The 532-nt window shown below is 70.1% G+C and carries 1 pseudogene; it reads left to right on the top strand.

Going from position 1 to position 532, the window contains the following annotated elements:
- A pseudogene (locus tag J7528_RS24130) lies at positions 1-532 on the top strand (hypothetical protein); the annotation flags it as partial.

The following is a 532-nucleotide window of genomic DNA, read 5'->3' as shown; positions in this document are numbered from 1 at the left end:
GCGAAGGTGCCGGCCCGGTGCTCGATGGCGGCGAGTTCGGCACGATCGTCGCCGAGTGGGACGCGCTCGAGCGCGACATGCGCGCGGTCGCCGCGACCATTCCGGCCGAACAGCATGCCGCCTGGTTCGAGCTCGTCGAGCACAAAGTCCGCGCGATGGCCAACCTCTACCGCCTCTATTACGCCGTCGCCTGGAACCGCCGCCTGGCCGAGCTGGACGATCCCCGTGCCAACGCCTTCGCCGACCGAGCCGACGCCGCCTGGCGCGAGGACCAGGCGCTGACCGAGGCCTACCACGCGCTCGAGGGCGGCAAGTGGAACCACATGATGGACCAGACCCACATCGGCTACACCACCTGGCAGCAGCCCGACCGTCAGGTCATGCCCAAGGTCAGACGCGTAAGCGCGCGCGAGCCCGCTGCGCCGATCGCCTTTGCGCCGCCGTCCGCTCGCAATCCGCTGGTCATCGAAGCCCCCGACTTCGATCGCTCGGTGAGCGACCAGGGCCTCGCGTGGCGGGTCATCCCCCACCT

It is taken from the genome of Caulobacter sp., assembly GCF_017744445.1.
Lineage (GTDB): Bacteria > Pseudomonadota > Alphaproteobacteria > Caulobacterales > Caulobacteraceae > Caulobacter.
The sequence above is the reverse complement of the archived record's forward strand: the minus strand, read 5'-3'. Positions and strand labels throughout refer to the sequence as shown.